Origin of the sequence: Lacimicrobium alkaliphilum, assembly GCF_002591895.1 — a bacterium.
Lineage (GTDB): Bacteria > Pseudomonadota > Gammaproteobacteria > Enterobacterales > Alteromonadaceae > Lacimicrobium > Lacimicrobium alkaliphilum.
The window spans coordinates 36878-59194 of the sequence record NZ_NISX01000018.1 but is presented as its reverse complement, the minus strand read 5'-3'; the positions used below and the strand labels follow the sequence as shown (position 1 = coordinate 59194).

Annotated in this window: 17 protein-coding genes; 9 read left to right on the top strand and 8 right to left on the bottom strand. The window is 46.8% G+C overall.

Annotation, left to right across the window (positions count from 1 at the left end):
- Positions 1–8: 8 nt before the first annotated feature.
- On the top strand, positions 9–1103 hold the full coding sequence (locus CDA54_RS15700) for a dipeptide epimerase (RefSeq protein ID WP_099035988.1): 1095 nt from the start codon (positions 9–11) through the stop codon (positions 1101–1103).
- 96 nt (positions 1104–1199) lie between these two features.
- On the opposite strand, the gene CDA54_RS15695 is transcribed toward CDA54_RS15700, so the two are convergent.
- The 4 genes from CDA54_RS15695 to prsK form a co-directional block, all read right to left on the bottom strand.
- Complete coding sequence (locus CDA54_RS15695) at positions 1200–1874, bottom strand: M15 family metallopeptidase (RefSeq protein ID WP_099035987.1); 675 nt, start codon at positions 1872–1874, stop codon at positions 1200–1202.
- Positions 1874–3268, bottom strand: coding sequence for a Na+/H+ antiporter NhaC family protein (locus CDA54_RS15690; protein ID WP_099035986.1), 1395 nt, complete (start codon positions 3266–3268; stop codon positions 1874–1876). The genes CDA54_RS15695 and CDA54_RS15690 overlap by 1 nt, the downstream gene beginning before the upstream one ends.
- Positions 3269–3452: 184 nt before the next feature.
- Positions 3453–4811: a PEP-CTERM-box response regulator transcription factor gene (gene prsR / locus CDA54_RS15685; protein WP_099035985.1), complete on the bottom strand. Its 1359-nt coding sequence runs from the start codon at positions 4809–4811 to the stop codon at positions 3453–3455.
- 228 nt (positions 4812–5039) lie between these two features.
- Positions 5040–7061 (bottom strand): XrtA/PEP-CTERM system histidine kinase PrsK, encoded by a 2022-nt coding sequence (gene prsK, locus CDA54_RS15680; RefSeq protein ID WP_099035984.1) that lies wholly within the window; start codon positions 7059–7061, stop codon positions 5040–5042.
- A gap of 212 nt (positions 7062–7273) precedes the next feature.
- Here prsK and CDA54_RS15675 point away from each other — a divergent pair, with 212 nt between their 5' ends.
- The 3 genes from CDA54_RS15675 (at position 7274) to CDA54_RS15660 (ending at position 10071) form a co-directional block, all read left to right on the top strand.
- A complete protein-coding gene (locus CDA54_RS15675) occupies positions 7274–7861 on the top strand; it encodes a twin-arginine translocation signal domain-containing protein (protein WP_099035983.1) in 588 nt (195 codons plus the stop codon).
- Between the two features lie 300 nt (positions 7862–8161).
- Complete coding sequence (locus tag CDA54_RS15665) at positions 8162–9025, top strand: HprK-related kinase A (RefSeq protein WP_229748181.1); 864 nt, start codon at positions 8162–8164, stop codon at positions 9023–9025.
- Positions 9022–10071, top strand: coding sequence for a nucleotidyltransferase domain-containing protein (locus tag CDA54_RS15660; RefSeq protein ID WP_099035981.1), 1050 nt, complete (start codon positions 9022–9024; stop codon positions 10069–10071). Before CDA54_RS15665 ends, CDA54_RS15660 begins: the two co-directional genes overlap by 4 nt.
- Here CDA54_RS15660 and CDA54_RS15655 read toward each other — a convergent pair.
- The gene (locus CDA54_RS15655; protein ID WP_099035980.1) at positions 10068–10820 is read right to left on the bottom strand and encodes a S1 family peptidase; all 753 of its coding nucleotides are present in this window, start codon (positions 10818–10820) and stop codon (positions 10068–10070) included. The two genes, CDA54_RS15660 and CDA54_RS15655, sit on opposite strands and share 4 nt — an antisense overlap.
- 301 nt (positions 10821–11121) lie before the next feature.
- Here CDA54_RS15655 and CDA54_RS15650 point away from each other — a divergent pair, with 301 nt between their 5' ends.
- The 5 genes from CDA54_RS15650 to CDA54_RS15625 all read left to right on the top strand — a co-directional run bounded on the left by CDA54_RS15650 (position 11122) and on the right by CDA54_RS15625 (position 16815).
- On the top strand, positions 11122–11901 hold the full coding sequence (locus tag CDA54_RS15650) for a THxN family PEP-CTERM protein (protein WP_099035979.1): 780 nt from the start codon (positions 11122–11124) through the stop codon (positions 11899–11901).
- Positions 11902–11987: 86 nt separating this feature from the next.
- Positions 11988–12749, top strand: coding sequence for a YdcF family protein (locus CDA54_RS15645; RefSeq protein ID WP_099035978.1), 762 nt, complete (start codon positions 11988–11990; stop codon positions 12747–12749).
- 114 nt (positions 12750–12863) lie between these two features.
- Positions 12864–13724, top strand: coding sequence for a patatin-like phospholipase family protein (locus tag CDA54_RS15640; protein WP_099035977.1), 861 nt, complete (start codon positions 12864–12866; stop codon positions 13722–13724).
- A gap of 563 nt (positions 13725–14287) precedes the next feature.
- A complete protein-coding gene (locus CDA54_RS15630; RefSeq protein WP_099035975.1) occupies positions 14288–15187 on the top strand; it encodes a PEP-CTERM/exosortase system-associated acyltransferase in 900 nt (299 codons plus the stop codon).
- An 11-nt stretch (positions 15188–15198) separates the two neighbouring features.
- Positions 15199–16815 carry an FAD-binding oxidoreductase gene (locus tag CDA54_RS15625; RefSeq protein WP_099035974.1) on the top strand — a complete coding sequence of 539 codons (1617 nt, stop codon included), beginning with the start codon at positions 15199–15201 and terminating at the stop codon, positions 16813–16815.
- A 438-nt stretch (positions 16816–17253) separates the two neighbouring features.
- Here the strand turns inward: CDA54_RS15625 and CDA54_RS15620 are convergent, their stop codons facing one another.
- The 3 genes from CDA54_RS15620 to wecC all read right to left on the bottom strand — a co-directional run bounded on the left by CDA54_RS15620 (position 17254) and on the right by wecC (position 22281).
- The gene (locus CDA54_RS15620; protein ID WP_099035973.1) at positions 17254–18036 is read right to left on the bottom strand and encodes a PEP-CTERM sorting domain-containing protein; all 783 of its coding nucleotides are present in this window, start codon (positions 18034–18036) and stop codon (positions 17254–17256) included.
- 178 nt (positions 18037–18214) lie between these two features.
- Complete coding sequence (prsT, locus tag CDA54_RS15615; RefSeq protein ID WP_099035972.1) at positions 18215–20956, bottom strand: XrtA/PEP-CTERM system TPR-repeat protein PrsT; 2742 nt, start codon at positions 20954–20956, stop codon at positions 18215–18217.
- 77 nt (positions 20957–21033) lie between these two features.
- Complete coding sequence (gene wecC, locus CDA54_RS15610; protein ID WP_180237243.1) at positions 21034–22281, bottom strand: UDP-N-acetyl-D-mannosamine dehydrogenase; 1248 nt, start codon at positions 22279–22281, stop codon at positions 21034–21036.
- Positions 22282–22317 lie beyond the last annotated feature (36 nt).

The following is a 22317-nucleotide window of genomic DNA, read 5'->3' as shown; positions in this document are numbered from 1 at the left end:
GGAACCAGATGAAAATCACTGATATCAAATTCGCCATGCTCAGAGTACCGCTGAACACACCATTTAAAACTGCCCTGCGTACGGTAGACAAAATAGAAGATGTCGTGGTCATAATTGAAACGGATACCGGCCATATTGGCTATGGAGAGGCACCGGCAACAGCTGTGATTACCGGTGACACCCACGGCTCAATTATCGAAGCCATTAAAACCATGATTAAGCCCAAATTGATTGGTGAGGAAATCGAAAACCTCAATCGTATTACCCATCTTATTCAGGGTTCAATTGTTAAAAACTACAGTGCCAAGGCGGCTGTCGAAATTGCCGTTTACGATCTTTTTGCACAGCTTTACAAAGCACCGCTGTATAAAATACTCGGCGGCGGTGAGCCCACCCTCAGCACCGATATCACTATCAGCGTTGACTACATCGACAAGATGGTGCAGGACAGCATTGAGGCCGTGAACAAGGGCTTTGAGACCCTCAAAATTAAAGTTGGCAAAGATATTGGCGTAGATATAGAACGGGTTAAAGCCATCTATGCGGCAGTGGAAGGCAAGGCGTTGTTGCGATTAGATGCAAATCAGGGCTGGACCGCAAAAGAAGCCGTCTATGCGCTTACCCGTCTTGAAGATGCCGGTGTGCGCCTGGAGCTTGTTGAGCAACCGGTGAAAGGTCATGATCTGGAAGGCATGAAGTACATCACCGAACGGGTACATACGCCGGTAATGGCTGATGAAAGCACCTTCGGTCCCAAAGAAGTGATTGAACTGATCCGCATGCGCGCCGCCGATATTATCAATATCAAACTGATGAAAACCGGCGGTATCAGCAACGCCATACGTATCGCCGATATTGCCGAAACCTATGATATTCAGTGCATGATCGGCTGCATGTTGGAAACCAGCATAAGCGTCAGTGCTGCGGTGCATTTAGCGGTCGCCAAATCCCATGTGATTACCAAAGTAGATCTCGACGGGCCTTCACTCTGCGCTTTTGATCCCGTGGTAGGTAACGTCAAATTTAAAGGCTCTGACATCATCATCGAAGATCAGCCAGGAATTGGTATCGAAAGTATTCAGGGGCTTGAGATGCTGGAGTAAGTGAAAAAGTGGGGTCAGAGTAAACTTAATTATCAGGGCAACCACCGGAGCCGGTTGTTCGGGAGACAGAGTTAAGTTTACTCTGACCCCACTTTTTTATTTTACCGGGAAATCAAAATAGGTATCCGTATAGGGTTGTGGTACCAATGAATAATGCCACCATTCCATCGAATAATTATCGAACCCTTCGCTTTCCATAAAACCTTTCAGCAACTGGCGATTGGCAGCCTGTTCGCTGCTGATAGTAGGGTTGGCTGTATTAGACAGCGGGTCAAACATATCAAAAGGTGAGGCCATATCCAGCTCTTCCCAATCTCCCTGGCTATTCTGCCTTACGAGAGTCAGATCCACCGTCGCACCCCGGCTATGGCCCGAACGCTCGGCGATATACTCCCCTACCAGTTTGGTTTTAGGCAAATTCGGAAAGTAATCTTCCTTGGTGCGGGTATCGGAAAGATCCTGTGCCCAGCGCATAAAATGCGCGACGGAACGTTGCGGCCGGTAGCAATCGAATATCTTTAGTTTCATTCCCTGCTCAGCAACCCTGGCGGCTACGTTTTGTAAAGCCTGCCCTGCTTGTCTCTGCAAGATACATTTAGGGGCCAGGTACCCTTCTACGGGCATTCCGACAAAGTTATTGTCGGTATAGTAGCGAATATCATAAATGGCCTCAGGCAACACCTGGTTCATATCCATAAAATCATCAGGCATCGGCTCACAAGCTGCATAAAATGAGGTAATCAGCGTCACACCAGCAAATACTTTTTGCATCACACACCTATCCAGAACATGCCTACCAGAATATAGGCCACCAATGTCAGCGCACCACTAAACAGAGCATAAGGTAACTGCGTTTTAACGTGCTCAAGTAAGTCACAACCAGAGGCCAGACTGCTCACGGCAGTGGTATCGGAAATGGGCGAGCAATGATCACCAAAAACCCCGCCGCCAAGTATCGCGGCCATCACCAGTGACGGGGGCAGGCCAAGATTGAGCACCATTGGCATGCCAATCGGAATCAGGATGGCAAAGGTGCCCCAGGAGGTACCCGTCGTGAAGGAAATCAGTGCCCCGGCCAGAAACAGCAACGCCGGAATAATAAACAGCGGGAGTGATTCGGCAACAATGCCAGAGATGAAATCACCGGTACCCAATGCTCTTAAGCTGCCCCCCAGCGCCAGTGAGAACAGCAGAATAGCCACTAAAGGCAACAATTCACTCATGCCTTCAAAACCCACTTTAACCAGTTCTTTATGCTCAAATCGTTTCGAACCAATCATCATAAAATAAGCCAGCATACAGGCCAGAGTGGTGGCATAGAGCACCGACTTGGAACCATCCCCATCGGTAAGATTGCCATTCCCTGTCCAGTACATGAAACCGAGCATACCAATAACCATTGTCATCAATGGCAACACCATGTAGCGGGCTTTGGAAGCCTTATAATCTATCTCAGTATGACTGGCAGATTTGCTCAATGCCCGCTCTGACTCCTTCATCGGCCCGAAGACTTTACCGGTAATAATGGTAAACAACACAATAGCCAGGGTAATCAGGGCATAAAAGTTCAGCGCTATGGTTCCCACCAGGATAGACACCGCCGTTTGTTCGGTAGGATAAGTACCGAGCAAACCCAGTACATAAGCCCCCCAACCATTGAGCAGAATCAGAATACAGATAGGTGCACTGGTACTGTCTATGACATAGGCAAGGCGGGCCCTGCTCATTTTAAACTTGTCATACAGACCCCGTGATAAAATACCAGCGGTCAGTACACTCAGATTTGACTCAATAAAGACCACCACACCGGTGAAAAAAGACAACAAACCAACCTGGCGCTGGTTCCTGGCAACCCCTTTGTTAATCATTTTTTCGACTAACGCGGTAACGCCGCCTGAATGGCGCATATAGGCGAGCAGCGCTCCTACCATCAGTGAAAACACCAGCAGGCGTGTATTACCCGGTGAACTGAGAACTGAAATGATGCGCTCAACAGTCTGAAACGGGCTCTGTAAAACAGACACCGTCAGCCCGCTCTGACCTTGCAGCATCAGCAACAATTCAGAGCTGAACAGCGCGACAAGCAAAGCGAGGATCACCTCTTTTCGCCAGAAGACAACGATAATAGCCAGTGCGGGGGGAAGGAGCGTTAACCAGTCAGACAAGGGACACCTTTATTGTTATTAATCATTTACGGGTGATAATTATCATCAGAGACGTTCAGAACACCTTCTGCCCGGCTATCATCCGCAGAGTAAAGATTTTATATTCCATTAATCTAACATTTTTTCAATATAATATTCGAGTCAATCTCTGCCACTGGGATGAAAATCGCCCGCATGCCATCGATCAACTGGCCGGTTTGATATCCTCGAGACGATATTTGTCGATCAATGAGTACAGCGTAGGTCTGGTAATACCGAGCAACTCTGACGTGCGGGACATATTCTGACCAGCCAGGTGCCAGGCCTGACGAATGGCTTTACTCTCTGCTTCCTCACGCACCTCACGCAAATTCAGAGTTTGCATACCCACTTCACTATCATCGGAAAAAAGCCCCAGATCATCGGTCTGAATAACATTGCCTTCGGCCATAATCACCGCTGATTTAAGCTTGTTCTGCAGCTCACGAATATTGCCCGGCCAACGATGTTTGAGCATGGCATCGATAGCCGCTTCACTGAAACTCTTAACTTTAGAGTTATATTCTTCCTTGTAATCACTCAGAAAGGTTCTGGCTAAAAGAATAACATCGCTGCCCCGATCACGGAGCGGCGGAATATGAATAGTGATTTCACTGACCCGGTAATACAAATCCTCCCGGAAAGTTTGTTCCTGAACCATTGTTGAGAGGTCTCTGTGTGTGGCACAGATAACTCGCACATCAACCGGTATTTCATTGCGCCCGCCGACCCGCTCAACAACGCGTTCCTGCAAAAACCGCAACATCTTAGCCTGTAAGCCAATCGGCATATCACCAATTTCATCCAGGAATAAGGTTCCTCCCTGAGCAGTCTCTATCTTACCCGGAGTAGTTTTGTTCGCCCCGGTAAAAGCACCTTTCTCATAACCAAAGAGTTCACTCTCCAGCAGGTTTTCGGGGATAGATGCGCAGTTTATTGCCACAAACGGTTTATTACGACGGCCACTGTGATCGTGGATTGAACGAGCGAAAACCTCTTTACCTGTGCCACTCTCACCTAACAACAAGGCACTGATATCAGTCTGAGCAATTTTTTCCGCACGCCGGCTGGCCTGCTGAATACTGTCGCTATTGCCAATTATCTTACCCATGGCAGGCTGTGACTGGGCGAGCTGACGGTTCTCCAGTTCCAGGTTGTAAAGGTTCAGCGCCCGGCTGACCAGGATTTTGATCGTATCGGAGTCTATGGGTTTCTGATAGAAATCATAGGCTCCTATCTCAACCGCCTTCAGGGCATTTTCCTTGTCATTGTTGCCGGTTACGACGATAACTTTAGTCTGTGGGGCAATGCTGAGGATCTCTGTAAGTGCCTGCAATCCCTCTGAGGCATTGGCCGGATCCGGTGGCAAACCAAGATCCAGAGTCACCACTTTTGGTTCAAAGCGCCTGAGTTGGGTGATGGCAGACTGGCGATCATCAGCAAAAATCACTTCATACCCACTGAAGCTCCACTTCAGTTGCTTCTGAATTCCCATGTCATCGTCAACAACCAATATTTTTTCCATAACTGCACTTTCCTGTTGTTTTTCTTTTGTAGGGGAAAACCCGGCTACCAGATTATCATGTAACTCAAACTGCGCGAGTGATTCTTCTATGCTGGCTTTGCGCCATCGTCACGGGTGCAGCAAGTCTGGGAACAACAATAACCTGCGTTTCAGCATCCATCCCGTAAAGTCCCCAACATAGCTCCACTCAGGCGTTCAATGCCAATAACCTGTCAGTCATCACCATGACTATAATGGCAGATACAGGCTAAACAAAGCACCTTCACCTTCGCTACTGCTCACCTCAAGGCGGCCACCTAATTTCTCGATATAATTTTTCGCATCATAAGCCCCAATCCCCATCCCGGCATTACCTTTAGTGGTATCAAATGGCTTAAACAACCGATTAGCGATAAAATCAATACTCATACCACAACCATTATCCTCAATTTCTATCAGCGCAAAACCTGATTCCTGAGCCATCCCCACCCTAACGGTTACCTGACCATCATCCGCAGTCGCCTGCTGAGCATTACTGATTAAGTGATATAAGACATTGCTGAGCTTTTCTCCATCCACAGACAAACTGACCTCAGCCAGTGTTTGAATCTCCGGAGTCGGTTTGTACTGGTGGCATCGCTCGCTGATAACCTTATCAGTGAGTTCCACCAGGTCGATTGTTTTAGTCGGACTGGGCTGTGGCTCCTTTTTCTCTGTCAATTGCCGCAGCATTCTGTCCATCCGTGTTTTTGTATGATGCAATGTTTCGAAAGTATCCTCAATAAATTCAGGATTATCTTTATGTTGCTCGGCATTACAGAGAATGAGATCGATCTGAGCTAACACGTTTTTCAGATCATGGAGCACAAAAGCCGACATGCGATTAAATGCGGCAAACTGGGCGTTTTCAGCCAACTCCTGCGCGGCTTCGTAGTGGAACAGGTAATTAGCTACCTGAGCCGTCACGGCACTCAGGTAGTCTCTTAATTCCCAGTCAAGACGAACACGCTCGGCCAGACTGGTATGCAGTAATGCCATCCCCCACAACTTGTCATCCTGATAAATCGGAACCACCAACTGGAAATTGCACTGATTTAATATCGCATGGTTAATTTTCAGGCCCTCGTACAAAAAGGGTTTGTAACGCAGCTCTTCTATATCCACTAACCAGTGTTTGTGTTCTAAGAAAGGCTGTAATTGACTGAGCACGTCGCTCTCTACATTGGTGAGTTCCCGCTCTTCGGTACTGCTTACCACATCCAGTCTGGAGCCATTACATTTAAGTAAAAATCCACGGTCATAATTAATCGCCTGTAAAAAACAGCGAAGGCCTTTTTCAAATACCTTTGGCAGACTTTTCTCACTGGCATTGAGGCTCTCAGAAAGTTTAAGCCACTCTTCCCGATAATCGTATTTATTAGCGAAAAAGTGTTTAGTAATGAATACTTTAACCCTGGCACGAACGCTGTTCGATAACAACAACACGGCTAACAGTGTCAGCGACAAAAACAGTAGTACCAGTTGTACCGGGCCACTCCAGTCACCGCCCAGATAGCGTATGGCATAACCGGCCACCGCCATAACAAAAAGGTAGCCGCCAGCAGCCAGCAACAACGTACTGTGCAGCACGACATCTCGGGAGATAAAAATTTCTATTCCCCAGTGTTTAATCCTACGTATACCCACCACTAAAGCAGGCAACAACAAAGCATAGATATACCCCCGGGCTGACCAATACATGGGGTCCATCTGATTGACCATAGTGGCATCAGCAAACATGACAAAATCGTACAGACTGGTGGCCCCCAGGTAGATAACCAGAGGCTTGTAGTGCCAGCGTTGTTCACCTGACTGACGATAAAGGGTTTCGAGCAGAACAAGCACAACAAGGGCAATAACCGTGTGCAGTAAGAACTGCCATTTAAGGAGCACAGAAAACCATGGAAGCAGCAGTGCGAGCATTGGCAGAACAATCACCAGCATCGTCACCGGTTGTGTAATCAGCCCGCGAAACCGGGTCAACTCCCGCTTCAGTACTGAGCAGGTAAACAATAACCAGAGCAGGCCTTTGAGACTTTCCGCCTGCATCATCCATGCTGGCTGAATCATCTCCAATGCGAACGCCAGATTAGCCAGCGCCCACACCATATTAACGAATACAGCCAACATCAGCAGGCGTTTGGCCAGGCCAGGTTTTTTAACCGTAAAAAGTAACAGTAAAAGCAGCAGATTCCCTGCTAAAGTCAGCGCGTATCCGGCAGCAAACATCAGTATTTTCCCTCAGTTCTGGTCATGCCGTATAATGAAAGGCATAATAGCACAGTGAATTAGTCGAAAAATTTTACATTACCCATAAATAAAGATTTTCACAATGACATAAACCCTTTATTTTCATAAGGATAGATGTTTGGTCCGCTTTTTGCTTAACTAACGATAGTAAGTAAAATCTGACCGGTCATCGGTAAATATATTGGAAGTACATTATGGCAGAACAACAGAAGCAGTCGCAGAACGTTACCTCACAAAATGTGGGCAGCAGTCGCCGTAACTTTATCAAGGGAGTGGCGGTAAGCTCCGCGCTGATTACCACAATCACCAGCAAACCTGTTTGGGCCAGTCAGTGCTCAATTTCAGGTAACCTTTCGGGAAATGCATCTCATCACGATGAGAATGAAGTTTGTACTTTCTCCGCCTACAGCCCCGGCGGCTGGCTTAAAGGCAGAGCCGCTGGCTCAGGCCCCAATGCGAATCTCTGGGTTTATACCGGTGTTAGCAAATCAACATTAGTGAGCAGTATATTTCCAAACACTGATTTTACAGGCTCTATTGCAGAAGCCTTAACCGGCGGTCCTCATGGGTGGGAACGTCAGAGTGTTTGTGCCTGGCTGAATGCGGCGCTGTGGCAAACTGCAATGAATGAGTGTCAGAGTGATCCAAATTGTCAAATCGTTAACGATCTTGCTCCCGGCTTTTATTTCCCTATGACAACTGCACAAGTCGCGGGCGTCTACGCACGTGGAAAAGATGAGCTGATGATGACCGATTGGGAATCCGCTCAGAATATTGAATAAACGTGGTATTGAAACTATCTCATCAGTTTGCATACCGGCCCCTTCCAGAAGGGGCCGCGGTTTTTAATAACCTGGCCAGTACAACTCAGCTTATTGGTAAACCTTTCGACACGCTGTTAGCAATTTTAGCTGAATCTCGTGAATCGAATCGCCTTGTTAAAAAAGCTGACATATTAGCTGCGCTGTCTGTCGAACAGCCTCAGTTAGACGAATTCATTGAACAGGCAGTAGAACTGGGTATTATAGAAGTATCAACTATCACCCCTGCACAGTAAGCACCAGCAGATTGAGAGCATTAACTTGTATAATCACCGTCTTGCCATAGGTCCTTTCTCTTTTTCTCTGTCTACCAATATCCGTTCTGTAAGTCAGCAAATAGAACAGCTCTATGCTCATCACCTTTGTCACCCATGCCCTTCATATGTTGACTTCAATGTAAGAGTAAAAACCCCTCTGAGTCACCGGCGCTGGTTTCGCCCGCAAGTTGAATTTTTTATGGATGAAATCAATCCGTTTAAGCCACTTCCCAGGGATCAGGCCTACCCTATGCTGGAGTGGGGTATGAACTGGTGTATTGCCAACCATGCTCATCACTACTTAATCGAGCATGCCGGAGTAATAGAAAAAAACGGGCGGGTTATCATGATGCCTGCCACTCAGGGATCCGGAAAAAGTACACTGACCGCTGCAATGATGTTATCCGGGTGGCGGTTATTTTCAGATGAACTGGCACTACTGTCTTTGCAAGGCAATGAAGTAATACCGTTGGCACGCCCCATAAATATCAAAAATGATGCCATTGATATACTTCAGTCTCACTTTAGCCAGGCAGAATTCGGCGATATAGCCCACGACACACTCAAGGGTACTGTAGCGCTTATGAAGCCGGGCCAGGAAAGTGTTGCCAACATGCACCAAAAAGCACCTCTGCATTGTATCGTTTTTCCAACGTACAAGGCAGGTAGTGAAGCAAGGTTGTCTCCGTTGTCATCACTGGATAGCTTTCAACGGCTCATTGATAACAGCTTTAATTACAATGTGCTTGGAGCCGAAGGCTTTCATAAAGTAGCTGATATCTTACAATCTGTTCCCAGTTATGAGTTTGAGTACAGCCGGTTTGAAGATGCCAGCGACACCCTTGATAAACTGGTAGAAGATGCATGAGTCTGCTACTTGATACACTGAAAGCCCCCCACATTGTCGAAAATTTTAACGATGCTGACTGGCAGATACTTCTCAGCCAGGCCCGTATGGCAAATCTAATCGGACGACTGGCTTACAGGCTTTTTGACACTGAGAAAAGCAAAGACATACCAGAGTTTGTGCACTGGCAATTAATTTCAGCCCAGAAAGTCGCACTGCGGCAGATTCAGCAAGCCAGATGTGAGCTGTCTTCTCTGAGCAAACTACTGGATCAGCGCTGTCAACGATGGGTTTTGCTTAAAGGGGCTGCGTACATTGCCCGGGGACTGAGTGTTGCCGACGGCCGAAGTTTTTCTGACATCGATATCCTGGTGGATAAAACCAGTATCAAACGAGTAGAATTCAGCTTACTTGGTGAAGGCTGGCAGCGCACTCAGATTGACGATTACGATGATCGTTATTACCGGCAATGGATGCATGAAATCCCCCCTCTTAAACACAGTGAAAATCGCACAGTGCTTGATGTTCACCATAATATATTACCCCTGACCAACAGAGATTGTCCTGAACCAGAACGTTTTGAGACACAACGGGTTGAACTGGAAGATATCGGGACATTGTTAACACTAACGGCGGAAGACCTTGTCATTCACAGCGCCTGTCACCTGTTCACCGAGAGTGAATTTCATAACGGACTGAGAGATCTGTCCGATCTGGATATGCTGTTCCGGCATTTCAGCACTGCAAACGACCATTTCGTTGAAAGTGTCATCAGCAGGGCAGGCAAGTTAGGCCTCAGGGGATATGTGGATTTGGCTCTGTATTACTGCCAAAAGCTGCTTGATACACCGATAAATAAACAACAGCGCCCTCCAGGCGCTGTTCTGAACTTTGCTTTTCGGCATATATTCACTCCCAACCACAAGAGCTCTCGAACCTGGAAACGCCATATCGCCGCAACCATTTTGTACTGGCGCGGCCATCTGTTGCGTATGCCACTCAGACTTTTAATCCCGCATCTGATGAGAAAGTCATTTGCACGGTTACAACAAGAGAAACCCGTTTAATCGTTAAGTTCACTGAGTAACTTACGTAAATGCTCAACCGGAATAGCGTAGGATATACCGCTAGGCGCTGACAGCGCAGATTCTTTGCTTTGCGTCACAAAAACCTTATTGATAATCGCCACAACTTCACCCGTTGTAACATCATAGACAGGACTCCCGCTGTTTCCCGGGTATGCGGTAGCGTCCAGCTGATAAACGAGAAAAGGTTCCTTCATTCTCTTAATCATCTCAATACTCAGCTGTTGTGCGTTTGCACTAGGAGTTACCACTGGTGTGCTGGCCGCAATAAATCCTCTGTGTGTAGCAGGATACAAACCCAACACTGCACCGATTGGAAACCCGGTAAAGGCAATCTCTCTGCCATCCGGTAAACGTTTTGTCGGGGCCAGTTTAAATGGCTTAATCTGCTTTTTAACCCGCAACACGGCCAGATCATGGGCCGGGTTTGTAATCACAATGTCAGCTTCTAATACTTCAGGCCGCTCGCCCTGCCCGACAAAGACGACCCGCTTTTGCATAGACTCAGTATCCAGGGCACGCTCCACCACATGAAAGTTTGTAACAATATGCCTGCCATCGCCTACTGCAAATCCGGTACCCTGGAGAGTGTTTTTAGGTGCGCCCAGAGGATCGTGTACACCGATCCCCACTACCGATTCTTTTATTTCAGAGACGACAGCTTCAAAGCTTTGAGCTGATACAGGGCCAGCGAACATACTGAGCACCACCAGAGAAATAATTCTGAACATGGCAAATTTCCTTTTCTGACAAATAATTAAGTACGGGGCTAATTACCCGGAAGAAAAGTATCGCCTCTAATAAGCTGAACAACAACAATAGAATGAACATATCTGAAGGCGCTCCACCATTAGTGTACGCAATACAACTTTACGATGTCTGATTCTTTAACACTCTTGTTTTCCTCAACTTAACTTTTTCATATTTTTCATGCACTTAAAAAGTGGCAGGGTAATTGCTTTATCTATCCCGACGGGTGTAATGAAGTAACCCCAAAACAAACGAATTGACATGATTTCGAGGATTGAAACAATGAATAAATTACTTTTAAACAGTTTGGCAGGCGCGGCAATGGTCGCATCATCCGTCGCCAGTGCATCTATGGTCATCACATGGGATTATACAGTATCCAGTGATTGGACAGGGGCTAACTTTTCTGCCGGTAACGGCGACCAAGTGCAAAATGCCAGTGAAATCAGCTGGGGTGCAACGGGTGGTGACCACAATGACTCGGGCGCTGCCGCCGCTGACAGTCGCAGTGCTCTGGTGATTACAGATTCTCCATTTACCAGCACGGTAGATACCAACATGGGTAATGCACAGTCGTCTACTCTGACGCATTATAACAATGCTATCAGTGCTAATTATGCAACGCTTATCGATGCTACGCTGGAAACCAGCCTGACATTGACCCCCAATACCCCGGCCGGTTTAGCGTTGCCCACATTTACTACTGATTTCGTTATTGCATTTGAAGAGACAACAAATACCGCTCCCTGTGGTTTTGATGTTGATACTGTTTGCGATGACATTTTCACAATCGAGTTAGGTGATCTGATACAGTCTTTTGAATACGACGGCTTTATTTACACTGTATCTATCGGCTCAGCCGGTTTGGGCCCAATGGATGCAGCCACCTGTGCAGTCGTTGATAAAGATCCAGGTTGCGTCGGTTTCACTACTCCTGAAGGTCAGGCGACTCCTGCAAACTTCTTCTTCAACATCACCGCTCAGGAAATTCCAGAGCCAGCTTCTATTGCTGTTTTGGGTATGGGCCTGCTGATGTTAGGTGCGAGACGTTTCCGTAAGTAAACAACCCGCATCATAAGTGTTTAAAAAGTGCGGCCCATGGGTCGCACTTTTTGTTTGTATCTGAAAACATTTCCCGAAGATTTCCCATGACTGAATTTCTGCGCAGTACCGTGCATTTCTTTATTCAACCGCTCAACCTTTTCTTCACCCTGATCATCATTTCGCTACTGTTAAAGTTTTTATGCAAAGCCAGCAGGGCATGTTGGATGATTTCTTTTTTTGCATTCGCATTTATACTCTGGTGCAGTCTGCCGGTTACCAGCAATATAATGCTCAAACCTATTGAACGCAGCTACCCTGTCGTACAGGCCGGGGCTTCTGTATTGAAGCAGGCAGATGCCATTTTAGTACTGGGTTGTCGTCACTATGAAGATGCGTCCCTGCCTTTTGCGGACAGATGGCATCGTTGCTCATTGCTCAGAAACCTCCAGGCCATTCAGATTCACAGATATCATGAAAAACCTATTTATGTTTCAGGTGGCATACTGAAATACAGGAAAAACTCAGAAGCCAGCGCCAATGAAGCATTCTTCCTCGCCATGGGTATCTCGCCAACTGATATTATCAGCGTACCTTCTGGAACAAACACCGAAGAGGAAGCTATAGCGCTGAGCCCCTTTCTTAAAGGTAAAACGGTGGCACTGGTCACCTCTGCCAGCCACCAGATAAGAGCAAAATATTATCTGAATCAACAACACATCTCAGTCATTCCTGTACCTGTAGAGTTTCTCAGCACAACAGGAACAGATTGGGGATGGCCGAGTACCCTGGGCCTTGAACGCAGCCACAGGGCATTTTACGAATGGGCCGGTCTTACATACCAATATCTGAGCCAGTTGGCGGAATAGCAACTGGTATCATTTGCAGGTCCCCAACCTTTACGCAAATTGTTCTACTCCCTTGTACTTATCGGAAGATAAACCATAATTACCTGATTAATAAGATTATTTATAAGATTAATGATGACGAGTAATGCCAATCATCTTCCACAGGAAATCATTCCGATATTCTCTGGCGGTGGCACCAGATTACCAACGCATATTGGGATCCTGGCCGCTCTGAAAGATCTTGATATAGGCTTTAAGCACCTGGTAGGGGTATCAGGGGGCTCAATTGTTTCAGCACTGTACAGCACGGGTATGCCGCTGACAGAAATACACCAATTAGCACTGGATACAAACTTCAGACAATTCAGAGGTTTTTCTCTGATACGTTTACTCAGGGATGGGGGACTGAGCTCCGGAGATAAGTTTGAGCGATGGATGGATACACACCTTAAAGGAAAAACCTTCGAACAATTGGAAGTTGATCTGCATATTGTCGCGACCGATGTAAATGGCGGGGGGCCCGTCATTTTTAATCGGGACAACTCTCCCACCATGCGTGTGTCGAAGGCAGTAAGATTCTCTATGTCAATTCCACTGATATTCAGCTTCAAATCATATAAAGATCATTTACTGGTTGATGGAGCAATCCTCTCAGAAGACGCTCTCTTTCGGGATTGGGCTGGTGATGGCACACCATCAGTTTGCTTCAGGTTGAAGAGTGATAATCAATACAAGCCATTGATGAAACGCTCATGGGTTCCTTTAACTCAGTATATTCTGCTGTTAATACGTACCTTTATGACAGCCCTTTCAAGAGAATATGTTAATGCCAGCTACTGGCACAATACTGTGGTCATTAATACCGGTACACTGTCTGCCGTTGACTTCGATATGACGCCAGAACAAAAAAACACCTTGTTCGAAGTTGGCTACGAAACGGCAAAAAACATACTTCCAACCAAAATATCACCATTACTAAAAGTAAAAAACGCTTAACCATAAGTCTGTCATGCGTATTTTGTTCAGGCCGATGTCACAGTGTCAATCACACCATCTAAAACACACAAAAGTAGTTAAAAGGCTCGTTTATATCCGAAGAAACATCAACGTATGCCGCCCATCATTCAGATGCACTTCGTCGTTGCCGTCCAGGTCTTTGAGAATCTGGCTACGCTAACAATTACAACCAGAACATTTACAGCACCTGATGACAGGTTAGTCCAGAGGAATCCGTCGCTTTCGCCCCATAAAGGTACTCAAACTGTCCGGAAAGCGACGGTGCCGCAAGAGTGGTTGCCACAATACGACGTTAAGATAAACACGAATATTTGTGCTAAAACCTTATACAAATATCATTCTGGCGTTTTTTTAAATCTTTTTGATCAGCATCTTAACTAACCGTGTAGTAAGGCTATCAAACGAACGTAAAATAACCGAACAGACGAATTTCAGGTTTATTTGTGCATATCACGACTATTTCAGCAAATTTGTACAAATACCCTTGACGCACAGACAGGCTGGCATAAGATTTGAAGACCACTGGGAAAAGATAAGTATTAATGCCACCTATTAATTTAAGGAAAGCGACCAAAATGCCTCTGATAGGGCCAGTAGCCAGGGTTGCATTAAAATTCTTCGCCAACCGGGAAGCTGGCAATATTTCCGCGCATTTTGCTAAGTATCTTCGTCCTCGTTATGCGGGCACTCAGGAGTTAAGAGAAACATCATTCAGAATGCGTCATCAGGTGTATTGTGAAGAACTGAAATTTGAGCCTGAGAGAGCTTCGGGTATGGAAACCGACGACTTCGACCCCCACTCGCACCACTGCGTTATAGAACATAAGCCCAGCGGAAATTTTGCAGGTACGGTACGTATTGTCTACTCGGGCTCCGGGAATGAACTGCTGCCAATTGAAAAATATTGTGCCGAAGCCATCAGCTTAGCGGAACACGCGCCGTGGGATTTTCCTCGTGGTGAGATTTGTGAGATTTCTCGATTGGCAGTCCCCGATCAGTTCAGACGCCGTCAAATGGATAAATTTAAAGGTGCCGCTACAGGTGTCATCAATGAAGATAGCTATTCGGAAGCAGAGCTACGTTGTTTTCCTTTTATCGCAGTTGGCCTTTATATGGCGGCGGCATCTATCGCCCTTGAGCAGGGTATTAATCATTGTTTTGTGATGATGGAACCCAGACTGGCCAGAAGCTTGCGGTTGGTTGGCATTCCGTTTAAACAAATAGGCCCTGTTGTGGATTACCATGGCGAACGTGCGCCCTATTATATCAACCGACAAGTGCTTCTTGACAGCCTGCCTCCGGGTTTTAAAAAGCTACTGAAGTACGTTAAGGATGAAATTTCATCACAATTAGGTAATGCTCCCATCAATGCTTCAAAAGATCCAAAGAGCAAAGCATCGAATGTCGGAAAGGCTACCTCCTCTGTTAATTTTGCAATTTAAGCCTTCTTACCATGACAGATATTTACCAGCAGCTAGTGCAAGCAGGAATTATTTCTGAGGAAAGAATTCTCCATTCCGAGCAGGCAACGTCTGCTTACGGGAAAACCACATTTTCGCAACCCATCCATCTGGATGCAGCTGTAAAAGTCGTCAATAGCAATGAAGTCAGCAAGCTGATAAAACTTGCAAATACCCTAAGCTTTCACCTCTACCCGGTCAGTTCATCGAAAAACTGGGGCTATGGCTCGGTTTCTGACTTTGCTACTGACAATCCCAAAGTTGTCCTTGATCTCAGCCTCATGAACCAGATCTACCCCACTGACAAGGAGCTGGGACTTATTACAATTGAGCCCGGGGTGACGCAACAACAACTTTATGATTATCTGGAACAGCACCACTGGTCTTACATGACACCGGTAACCGGTGCCGGTCCAAACTGCAGCATCGTTGCCAATGCATTGGAGCGAGGTTATGGCATTACTCCACGAACAGATCATTTTGAGGCAGTCACCGCATTAAAGGCAGTTCTTCCACACCCTGAACTATGTGAACAACAATACCACTCTCCCATATCATCACTGGATCACAGTGATACAGATTTTATTGACAAGACCTATAAATGGAAACTTGGCCCCTACCTCGATGGTCTGATGACGCAAAGCAATCTTGGCGTCGTCACGCAGATGACTATCCGTCTCGGAAGAAAACCAAAAGCCTTTACGGCCTTCTATCTACGCTGCTTTGATGAAGATAATTTTGCTCCATTAACTCAGGGGATTCGCGACATACTCAGAGACTTAGAGGGGATTGTCGGCTCTATAAACCTGATGGATAAAAGGCGTCTTGTATCAATGGTGGCCGATAATCCCAATGGCACCGCTCACCAGGTCATGACAGACCAACAGGTCAATACATTAGCCAGACAAAATAATGTGCCAAACTGGTTAATAGTAGGGTCTGTATATGGGGAGCCCGGAGTGGTCAAAGCCGCTAAGAAGGTCATTCGGTCAAGATTAAAAGGATTGGGACAGTTACTTTACTCAGACAGCCTATTACTCAATATAGCCAGACAGGTAACAGATCGGGTGAGTATTGGCCCACTGAAAGATATTAAAAAGCAACTTAGCTCACTCGAGCTAGGTATGCAGATCATGCTCGGCCAACCTAATCAGGTTGCATTGCCCCTCGCCTACTGGCGCACTGGCAAGGTGGAACCAGGCAAATCATTACTGCCTGATCAGGATGGATGCGGACTTCTGTGGTATGCCCCGCTTATTCCCATGCACAGTGATAAAATGCGCGCGTTTGTAGAGTTCATTCGCACGACAACGCCACAATTTGGTATTGAACCACTGATCACTTTTACCAATCTCAAGCACGATTGTGTGGACTCAACGATTCCTATTGTCTTCAACCTCAAGGATTCGGAGAGTCGCGAGCAGGCCCATCAGTGTTTAAGTACGTTGGTTGAAGAAGGTCTGAAACAGGGGTTTGTCCCATACAGAATGAATATCCATCAGCAACAAAAACTACTGACCAAGACCCAGCAACATTGGCAAACTGTAGATAAGATAAAGCAGGCCCTTGATCCGAACAATGTTCTCTCACCCGGGCGATATAATCCGTAAAGGCAGAACCGCGGTCGAATAAATTCGACCCTACACCAGGTTCCCAGCGGGGCCTGTGTTTCCAATTAATGAAGCAAACTCAGGAGACAACAGCTACATTTGTAGGTCGGGTTTCAACCCGACGGCAGTGGAAGGGTAAGCAGATTGTCGGAATAAATTCTGACCTACACCGTCTCATCCCTGGACATCGCCGAAAAAAACGTTCCCGACATTTTCGGCATACGACCGCCATGGATGGCGGAAGTGCAGGTTATGCAGGAGCAGTTCACCTGCCGACCGCCAGGGATGGCGGAAGTGCAGGTGACGCAGGAGCAGTTCACCTGCCGACCGCCATGGATGGCGGAAGTGCAGGTTATGCAGGAGCAATTACCTGCCCGCCCATCCCTGGGCATAAAAAAAGCGCCTTACGGCGCTTTCTTAAATCTATCTTTTGTCTTACTAGGCGCGACGGCGACGTGCTGCAGCACCCAGACCAATCAGACCCAGAGCAAAGACAGCAAGCGTAGTCGGCTCAGGAACCTGAGAAACCTGACCATTACTGCTGGTTGAGTACCCATTACTACCAATCTGAGAAGAAGCTGTGTAGAAAATATCATACCAGCCATCATGGAAGTTAAGGGCTTCAACCACATCTGGGTTACCCACACCTTCAACAATATTCAGGTAAGAATCTACAAAACCGGCATCCAGGGTATCACTATCAAGATTGAAAGTTTCAAAAGTGAATGATGCCCAAAGATCACCGTTCTGAGCTTCGTCGTAACGCTGATAAGCGGTTGAGTTAGCCGGACCAAAGTCCAGGCTGTCATCAACATAAACGTTCAACCAGCTGTTAGACAGATCCCATTGGTTCTGACCGGTAGCAACCAGGCCACCAAAAGCAAAGGTCAGTTCACAAGAACCGAAACCGTCTGAACAGAACGTGCCAAAAATCTGGTCACGGCCATCATTAAACATCGAGAAACGACCCACGCCTGTTAATGAGGCACCAAAAGCGGGGGCAGTTGAAGCTGCACTACCAGCATTTACAGTTGAAACACCGCCAGCACTACCATAAGCACCGTTAGTGAACCACTGCTGGAAAGATACATCAGCAATATATGGGTTAGCTGGGGTTGACTCATCCCAGGTGATACCACCGGCGTCTATTGTTGAAGACACGGCAGAGAAACTAAGAGCGGCAAGCGATAATGCGCCAACGGCTTTAACGAACTTCTTCATAATTACATCCTACTAATCGTTATGAAACTGGCAAACTTAGTAAATGCACCTACTGTGCCAACTTTTAAAATAAAACTCAAAATATTGTTTTTAAAGAGTTTTATTCGTCAAAAAGCTTTACCCGATAGGTTGAAAAAACTCAATTTGTAAAAATCACTGACAGCTATTGGGAGCACAATCACCCCATACCACCTACCTTAACTTTCAATTGCTGCAGCCTTTGGCTCTGTGCCTCGCTCTGTGGTTCCAGCTTTTGTAAAATTCTGAACGCTGAGGTGGTATCCCCCTGTGCCACTAACACTTCCGCCAAATTCATTTGTATCTCTATATCACCGGTTAACTCACTGGCTGCTTCTTTTAACAGACGCTCTGCGTTCTGTAAGTCGCCGGTTTTATAATATGCCCAACCCAGAGTGTCTTTAACCTGAGGAATGTGCGGCGCAGCCTTTAAAGCCCGCTTGGCCAGCTCTAATGCTTGATCAAATTGCTGCTGCCTGATTTTAACATTTGCATAGTTATTCAGGCTGGGGAAGTGGTCAGGATAACGCTGCAGAAATTGTTGATACTTCCGCCCGGCCTGTGGATACATTTGATTATCACTATAGAATTCGGCCAACGTGTGATATTCCATCATCGGACTCTGTAATTTTGCAAACTCAGCCTCGAGAATTTCTGCCGCTTCCGTAAGTTTACCTGTATTTTGCAGTGCAATCGCCAGCAATGAAGCTGACTCAAAGCCAGGCCTGGCCTCGTAATACTCTCTGAGCTTCCGCTCTCCCTGCAAGTAACGTTTGTTGGACAACGCCAACTCTCCTTCAAGCCTCGCTAATAATGCGCCGTCGGCGTTGTTGTCACGGGCGTCCTCCAGGGATTGGCTCGCCTCCTCAAACTGTTCAGTTATTGTCAGATAGTTAACTTTCAGCAGTGCAAGCCGGGGACTATCCGGAAAATGTTCCAGCGCCTGTTTGACCAGTTCGAGCGCATTATCAAACTGCCCGGTTAATTCTTCTATGCCGATGCTACGTAACCATGCACCAAACAAATCCGGACTCACTTCGCGAATATCGGAAAAAATGCCTTTTGCTTTGTTGTACTGACGGGTCTGTATATAAGCATCCCCAAGAATTATCATACCTGCCGCCGGAAGCTTTTCACGCTCATTGCTCAGAATGTCGATTGCCTTCTCTGGTTGTTGAATGGTTCGCAGATATTCTGCCAGCACCAGTTTTGGCTCTAACAATTCAGGGTACCTGTCACTATGATATGTTAGCAAAGAGACGATTTCTTCAGGCTGCTCTAACTGGTGTTTGAGCCTTACCAGATCAGACAATGCCTGCAAATTGGCGGGCGCAAAAGTCAGAATGTGTTTGACGTAATCGAGTGATTTTTGCAGTTGCCCCTGCTGCTGATATAACTGCGCAAGGTAATGATTGGCACCAAGGTGCTGATCATCCTGTTTCAGAGCACCAAGCAGCGCTTGTTCTGCCGCCGCCAGGTCACCGAAATTCAGATACAGCACACCTTTTAGTGCCAGCCCGCTTGCCGCATCACTTTGCTGCCATTGTCCGGCAACATCCAGGGCTTTTGATAACTGCCCTTCATTCAGATAGGTTTCTGCCAACACCACCCATCCTTGTTGAAGACTGGCATCACCAGCCAGGGCAGCCTCTATATCGGCGATACCGGATTGGTCTTCACCGACCAGCTTTATTAAGCCTTCTGTCAATCTGAATTGCGCATTATCCTGATCAGCCTTACTGGCTTTGGAAAGATAATCGCCTGCCGTTGCAAGATCTCCTTGCTCTGCCATTTTCAGGCCGGCATTAGCAAAAAGACCGGCATCTGTTTCACTCAGTAAATTCAGTTCATCCAGAGTCATTTTGGCTTCATCCGTATAGCCAAGCATCAACTGCACCTGAGCCAGTAAACGATGCACATCATGCCCTTTGCCCAAACCCGCTGCCGCTCTTTTGAGATATCGGTATGCAGACTCAAACTGATTGAGTTTAAAAGCACTGATCCCCGCAATAATTTGCGACAATTTGATATCCATACCATTCTGGATTGCTTTCTCAGCAAAGGGCAAAGCGGTATCAAATTCCTGCTGAACGAAATGCAACTTTCCTTTTAGTAAGTTGACATAAGCGTTCTCTTTGCTCAGTCCTAGTAACCTGTTAAGGTTCTTCTCCGCCGGTTTAAACTGCCGCGCATTAATTTGCGCCTCAACCAGTTGAAACCGGACGGGATGAAGGTTAGGAATACGCTGTATTACATCGTTGTAGTGGATTGCAGCATCCTCATACCTTCCCTGCCGAAAAGCCACCAGCCCTTTTAAAAAGTCTTTCTCAACCTTTAGATCGCGTTCAGAAAAGCCAGCGATGGCAGACTCTGCGTCTTCGGGGTTACCTTCAACCAAAGCCCTGTAGGCTTGAGCGATGAGCAGATTATCGGAAGTCAGCGTATCAGGAAACGACAGCCATTCACTTTTTTCAGGACTTGAACGGAGAGAGGAAATGTATGCGAAAAGTGCTACGGTCTGAGCAGCAGGCTCTGAAATATCGGTCTGCTTTTCATGCAGCGTCATAACGCCAGCATAGTCACCCTGATAATAATAGGTTTGTATCAGTAATGGCACAGCTTTGCTTAATTCAGCCTGATGCTCCATAGCCCTGAGGAGCTCTTTCTGTGCAGCGACAAAATCATTCTGCTCAAAGTACAATTCACCTAACAGCAGCCTTGCCAACCCCAAATCCGGAGATTCAGACAGCGCATTTTTGAGTTCGACCACTGCTGCTTTGTTATTTCCATCGGCAATCTTGCTTTGTGCACTCGCCATGTACTCTTCTGTAGTTTTCTGGCTACAGGCAGAAAGGCTGAGAGTTAGTGCTAACGTAACAGCAGATAATCGGGCTTTATTCATGATTCTTCCTATCTATTCAAAAAAGACGGCCGCCTGGCCGCCTTCTGACATATGGGTTATTTTCTGCACCGCGCTAATTAAAAGCGACTAAACAGGCCCCGGGTATCGACAACAACTTTGGTATTAATATCATTATTGGTCAGCGCCTTAAAGGGTTTGTGATCGACCAGCACCACCAGCACATTGGCCTCCTCCAGCGCCTGGTGCAAACTCACCAAACGTACATTTTTATCTTTTAAGCATTCAGGCAATGAGTGAATATTGGGTTCCACGGCCAGCACTTCACCGATACCGGATTCAACCAGATCCGCAGTGATATCCAGTGCCGGACTTTCACGCAGATCATCAATATCGGCTTTAAAAGCCAGCCCCAGGCAGGCGATTACCGGGCGTTTAAATTCGTCGGCAGCGGCCTTAACCCGGCTGATGACATACTCTGGCTTATGATCGTTAATTTCACGGGCCGTACGAATAATCCGTGCCGATTCAGGTGCCGAATCAACAATAAACCAGGGGTCAACTGCAATACAATGGCCGCCAACGCCAGGCCCGGGTTTAAGGATATTCACTCTGGGGTGGCGGTTTGCCAGGGCAATCAACTCCCACACATCAATTTTCAATTCATCACAGATAATTGACAGCTCATTGGCAAAGGCAATATTCACATCACGAAAAGAATTTTCGGTTAGCTTAGCCATTTCCGCAGTGCGGGCGGTCGTTGGAATGCACTCGCCACGCACAAAGGTTTTATACAGTTCAATGGCTTTGTCACAGCATTTTGGTGTCAGACCACCAATAATACGATCGTTGGAAACAAGTTCTTCCAGCACCCTGCCGGGTAAAACACGCTCAGGGCAATGGGCAACATGAATGTTTGGTTCGGCATTTCCCTGATCAGGAAAATACAAATCCGGACGAAGCGCCTGTAACCATCCGGCAAGCTTCTCGGTGGCGCCAACCGGAGAGGTAGATTCGAGAATAATCAGGTTGCCTTTTTCAAGCACCGGCGCAATGGCTTCCGCCGCTTTCTCAATGTAACTAAGATCTGGCTGATGATTTTCCTTAAAAGGCGTCGGTACCGCTATCATAAAAGCATCAGCAGGCTCCGGGGTCATAGACGCCCGCAATTTACCCATGGTCACTGCGGCCTGCACCACCATATCCAGATCCGGCTCAACAATGTGCACTTTGCCCTGATTGATGGTATCCACCGCCTTTTGCGACACATCAACCCCTATCACTTCAATACCACGGGATGCAATCACTGCTGCAGTGGGTAAGCCAATATAGCCAAGGCCAATCACTGATACTTTTTTAAACGCCATAATCATCCTTATTTATTTTATTGTACGCGCCCCCGG